Below are 5,732 nucleotides of genomic sequence, written 5' to 3'. Positions count from 1 at the left end.
GCGGTCAACTGAATAGAAATGTTCTTCATGTGTTGGCAATTTTATTTTTCTGCCATTTTTCCATTCTTGTTCAATTACAGGATGCGATATTAATTTGTCCTGCACATAAGAACCCTTCCGATCGAAGTAAAGATTGTTAAATGCGTGATCGATATTAATAGGACGGGGTTGTCCGTTCAAGTCTAACCGCAACCAATCGTACATTTTAAAAGTATAAATGTAGGGCGTGCTACTGATCTCGAGTACCATATTATTTTTTCCGGAAGCATGGATGGTTCCATTGGGGATAAGAAACAGATCATGTTTATGAGCAGCGTGTTTTTGTACATATTTTTCCTCCTGCATTTCAACACCTTTATTTTTAGCGTCCAATAAGGCCGTCTTGAATTCGCCAGGTTCAATATCGTTTTGAAAGCCTAAATAAACTTCTGCACCCGGCTCACAATCGAGTATGTAATAGGTTTCATCCTGGGTGAAATTTTCTCCAAATTTTTCCCGGATATAATTGGGTCGCGGATGGCATTGGATCGAAAGATTTCCACCACTAAAAGTATCCAGGAAATCAAATCGTATGGGGAACTCTTTTCCAAATCGCTGTGCAGCCTTACCCAGTAATTTTTTATTATCAAAAAATAAAAGGAAGTCGAATGAAACTTCGAGTAAGCATTCATTTCCTTCTATAACAATTCCATTCTCGGGAGTAATCAATTCAAAAGACCATGCATAATTTACTTCTTCTTTATTCAAACCAGCTATGTTCTTCTTCATCCAGTTGCCTCCCCAAACACCGGCTTCAAACCATGGCCTGGCGCGGAAGGGCTGTTGCAATATTTCATTGAGTGTATTTCTAAAATCAATGCCATCCATCCATGTTATTTCGTCGATGCGTTGTTCATCAACGATGCAATCTATTTTTTTTATTAATTGTTCTTTGTGTTTATTAAGTACCGGCCAGTCAACAAAATAAAACCGCTTATACATTTGTGTGTTAGAGCCCAATTCACTACTCCCAATATTGTTTATACTGCCCGATCTCATTCGGTATTGAATTTCATTTTTAGGTACGTCGGTATAAATCAGCAATCCGTTCCAATTGGCCAATGCAGCACCGGTACCATAAACAATGGATATATCTGCATCCATATCCGGATGAAGCAGTTCCAGTTTTTGAGTGTCAAAAAAGCCGGAAAGATTCCTTTTATATTTTTTGCCAAATACAGGATCATCTCCATTGAGATTATCTTCAATCATCCTTTCAATTTCGACAGGCGATTTGAGACAGGTATTTATATCATACCAAAAAACATTTTTCTTCTTTGTCAACAGGGCATTATGCAATTGTTGGCGGAAGGTCTCCCATAATACACCTCCGTATCCATCGATGGTAATTATTCTTTCATTATTGATCTTATCAGCCAATGAAGTAAAGCCTTTGTTTACATCATAGCCGGAGTGAAACGAAGGAAAAATATCGTAAGACGAATGGCTTATTGTAACAGAAGTTACAGGCAATAAATGCTGGGTTGTTTTTCTTTTACTCAGCGCATCATGTGCTTCGTTTTGTTCTGCTGCAAGAATAGCAGCGCCTGTTAAAATACAATCTTCAGTATCGTCGCAAAAAATAATTTTTATGTGCTCACTAAGTAGTCCCAATCGTCTTTTTAACGACGATACAAACAACTCATTCGCTTTTGAAATATTTCCGCCAATTACTAATTCGTCACATTGAAATTGTTGTAGCCATGGCAAAAGAAAATACCCGAGGTTGTTACCTAATTCTCCAAAAACAGAAGCTGCAATTTCAGGATATGTACTAACCATCTCTTTAACTGATGAAATTTCTTTACCAGCTGCTTGCCTGTATTCATTCAAAATCCAGCGTGTTGAAAAATAATCATCTGCTTTAGCTAATAAAAAATCCTGGTCATAAAATGTTCCCGATCCGGGCAGCGCCGGGTGACTATATAATAAAACTCCATCCTTCATAAATGCAGAACCAAAACCAGTTCCCAACGTAAGAAAAACAGTTCTCTTACTTTTCAGTTGATGGCGATAAAAAGCCCCGGTGGCAAAGCAGTGCGCATCATTTGAAAAGCGAAATCTTGCATCAGTTAATCCAGTGATATCCTTCATCGCCTGCATTATATGAAGGCCAAAAGCTTTTTCAAATTTTCCTCCAACATTAGTAATGGCACAAACTCCTTTTCCATAATTAAATGGTCCGGGAAATGCAATTCCAACGGCATTTATTTTTTTTTCATCAATTAATATTTCATTGATACAACTACCAATTTCACGGATAAGGCTAAACGCTCTGTCAAACGCGTTGATGTCTTTTCTAAGCAATTGCAAAGGTTGATCGCCGGGTACGCAGGTATCAATTACACTTGCGGTAACATGACTTCCTCCCACATCAAGTCCTATATACTTACCAGGTTGCATCATTTATCCCGGGCGTTTTATTTCTATATTATAGGTAAACCAATCACTTCGGTAATAGCAGATATTAAACTCGATAGGTCTTCTTCCTGAATCTAACACAAGGCGTTTTCGTTCAAGAACAGGTGCCCCTTTTTTAATTTTCAGAAGGCCTGTAATTTTTTCGTTCGCAGCAACTGCCCTGATTTCTTCCTGCGAATAAACCGGTACAATATGAAAGGTTTCATCCAGCATTTCGTAAAGCGGACGTTTAAAATTTTCTTTCCCTGTTAAGCCTATTCTCGGATGAAAAAAAGATTCAAAATATACCATTGGATTTCGGCCGGTGCTCCGGGTACGTTCGAGGCAAACCACTGATGTACCCGGTTGAATTTGCAAACGCCTTGACACTTCCTGGTTTGACTTTACAAAAGCAACCTTACTTGCCAGGTCTTTAAAAGGAATCCCCTTGTCTTCCATTTCATGCGTAAAGCTGAACCAGTTACTAAGATCAGTAGTGATCTTCTTCTTTCTTACCGTAGTACCCATTCTCTTCTTTCTCTCCAATATTCCATCTTTAACCATATTGCTGATACCCTGCCTGAGCGTATTTCGCGATATACCCCACCGCCTCGCAAGATCCGTTTCCTTTGGAAAAAGATCTCCTTCTTTGAAATGGTTATCCTTAATAAGTTTCCTCAATTGTTCCTCGGCCTGCAAGTGAAGCGGCACTTTACTATCATGGTCTAACAAGGGTATTTTGTTCATATGTTCAAACATATTACAATTTCTGAAAACAGGCAAATTTTTTCATCGCTAATGCGCAGAAATAAGCAGATGTTTATTTATTTTTTTAATCAAACTCATTTAAAAGGAATGTCATAAAAAAGATAAAGGCCCGATGTCAAACATCCGGGCCTTCGATCTTACATTAACTATTAAACCTTGATTACTTGACGTCCCAAAAAATCTTCGTAGTGAGTTTGTCACTAGCAGCAACGGCCTGGTAATTGGCACTGTTATACGTTTGCTCATCTGTCGGGTAAAGCCACCTGTTAGGAGGTAAAGGTTGAATACCATTGTCAGGTACAAAAGTCAAAGCAGGAAGCTTTAGCCTTCTTACTTCAGCCCATGCTTCATCAGGCTGCATTACATTGAAATTGATCCATTTTTGAATGGCTATCCTATTCAATTTTTGATCGTTAGTGCTCACATTAGCCCACGCAACTCCGTTACTGGCTATGTAAGCACTTATCTCGCCACTCGTCGGCGCTACCAACGACAGTGCATCTGTTTGATCATTACTGATTGTTCTCAAATAATAATAGTACTGGATAGACTGGGTAATACCCGTTTCATAAGTAGATTTCGCAGCGCCGTCATTTCCTGCCTTTAAATAATATTCTGATAAAAGGAAATTAACCTCAGCAGCATTTATAATCATCCCGGGAACCATGATATTCTGGGATAAAGTGGACCGGTTATAACGGGCAATTGTGCCCCCATTTGCTAAATTTGTTCCTTCTGTATTACTTAATGATGGGTCTAAGCCTATAAACGTTCCCGCAGGCACCGCATTTTGCCCAGCTTCAAACATAGAGCGTAATCTTGGGTCGCCATTATTATTCATCGAATCTATCATCACTTTACCCGCTTCATCTGCACCACCCCAGCCAATTAAACCACTGTGAAAAGAAGCATTTGCACCCGTACCGGAACCATTACTAACGGATGTATTAACATTGACTACATTAATTAGAATATTATCCGCATTTGTTAATACGAGCGGATAGGAAGCAGAATTACCAACAATTGCGGCAATTTCACTGCTTACCCTGGATTGGAAAGAGGCAACGCCTGAAACCCTCGTCAACATCCGTAACCTAAGAGAATTGCAATACTTTTTCCATTTGGTAACGTCGCCATGATTAATAAAATCCTGCGTATTGGCAATGGTAGTTACTGCCGGTGATAAGGTTATCGAATTGAGTTCATCAGAAAATCCCTTTAAATCATCCAGCATCGTGGTATAGATAGTTGCCGCATCGTCATACTTGGGTTCAGACTTAACATAATCTCCAGCATTAGTACCCAGCAAACCCGCATCAGACCAGGGAATACTTCCAAAGATATCCACCATTTTCTCGGTTTGATCGTAATAATAAATGGTAGCGGTAATATAATATATCCTTTTAGCTGCCTGATCATCAGGGGTTAAGGCATTATAGAGCCTTAAAAACTCCTTATACTGGGCTAAAAAAGCATAATAATTACCCCATTTGGCGCCTATAGCAGCAGCTCCGGGAATATACCGGCCGGGAGTATTTACAAAACCATCCACCTGTGTCCAGGGTAACATAGTGTTCTGCAATACCACAAAATAATTCCAATACTGGTACATGGCATAACCCAAATTAGCTGATAAAAACCCCGCATATTGGCTCTCCAGAGTTGTTGAAGAAACTTTTGAAGGATCCGCATAAGTATCAGCAAATTGCTTCTTGGTACAAGATGAGAATCCTGCCACTGAAGCAATAGCTAATATTAAAAATATTTTTTTCATAAAACTGTATTAAGAAATTAAAAATTAAAATTAAAAACTGGCTTTTATGGAAGCACCAAATGATCTCGTTGTGAAATTGGTTCCTGCATCAGTCAATTGAGAATTCCATTGTAACCCGGCAGAAAGCTGCTCTGAATCCATATTTTTAATGCTTCTGTATATATAGAACAGATTACGTCCGAATACGGAAAGTTGCAGTTTAGTGGCCTTCACTTTTCTTGCTATATTGTCAGGTAAATTATAGCTCAACGATACTTCACGTACTTTCCAGTAAGTATTTTTAACTATGTACTTAAAATATTCAGAATTGCTGTATTGAGGGCCGCCCCAATTATACACGTACCAGTAATACACAGCCTGCGATTCAATATGAGTGTTTGCCGTACCATCAGGCAGGTTCCCTTTCAGTAACATTCCATCATTATACACCTTTTCACCATTAGGGCCTGTGGCTGCACTCGTTGCAACGCCATAGCCATTTGCATCCAGGTAGTAAGAAAGACCGCCGTGAGCTTTATCCATTCCATTTAATGCTTCCTTGGTAGATCCCCGGCCTGTAAGCCAGTTCAACCCGGTGGGCATTACATAACCGCCAATCCTGAAATCGGTATAGATTTCCAATGCAAAAGACTTGTAGGTAACTGTGTTATAGAACCCTCCAATCGCCTTTACCTGCGAATTACCGTATTTTACCAATTTAGACCCATCCAACTGATAATCCAAGGTGCCATCACCGTAATCATTTACTATT

At 39.3% G+C, this 5,732-nt stretch carries 3 protein-coding genes and 1 pseudogene; all 4 read right to left on the bottom strand.

What is annotated here, in order from left to right; genetic code table 11:
* The coding region (locus ACO1O5_RS21690) for an ROK family protein (RefSeq protein WP_486274020.1) at positions 1 to 2,445 on the bottom strand (2,445 nt) is incomplete at its 3' end.
* On the bottom strand, positions 2,446 to 3,186 hold the full coding sequence (locus ACO1O5_RS21685; protein WP_486274018.1) for a GntR family transcriptional regulator: 741 nt from the start codon (positions 3,184 to 3,186) through the stop codon (positions 2,446 to 2,448).
* A 181-nt stretch (positions 3,187 to 3,367) separates the two neighbouring features.
* A complete protein-coding gene (locus ACO1O5_RS21680; protein WP_486274016.1) occupies positions 3,368 to 4,981 on the bottom strand; it encodes a SusD/RagB family nutrient-binding outer membrane lipoprotein in 1,614 nt (537 codons plus the stop codon).
* Positions 4,982 to 5,011: 30 nt separating this feature from the next.
* A pseudogene (locus tag ACO1O5_RS21675) lies at positions 5,012 to 5,732 on the bottom strand (SusC/RagA family TonB-linked outer membrane protein); the annotation flags it as partial.

The organism is Ginsengibacter sp., assembly GCF_057362405.1.
This window is presented reverse-complemented; position numbering and strand designations above follow the sequence as displayed.

Excerpts from the sequence above, each read along its gene's own strand:
- ACO1O5_RS21685 (WP_486274018.1), bottom strand. The coding sequence starts at position 3,186 with ATGAACAAAATACCCTTGTTAGACCATGATAGTAAAGTGCCGCTTCAC.
- ACO1O5_RS21680 (WP_486274016.1), bottom strand. The coding sequence starts at position 4,981 with ATGAAAAAAATATTTTTAATATTAGCTATTGCTTCAGTGGCAGGATTC.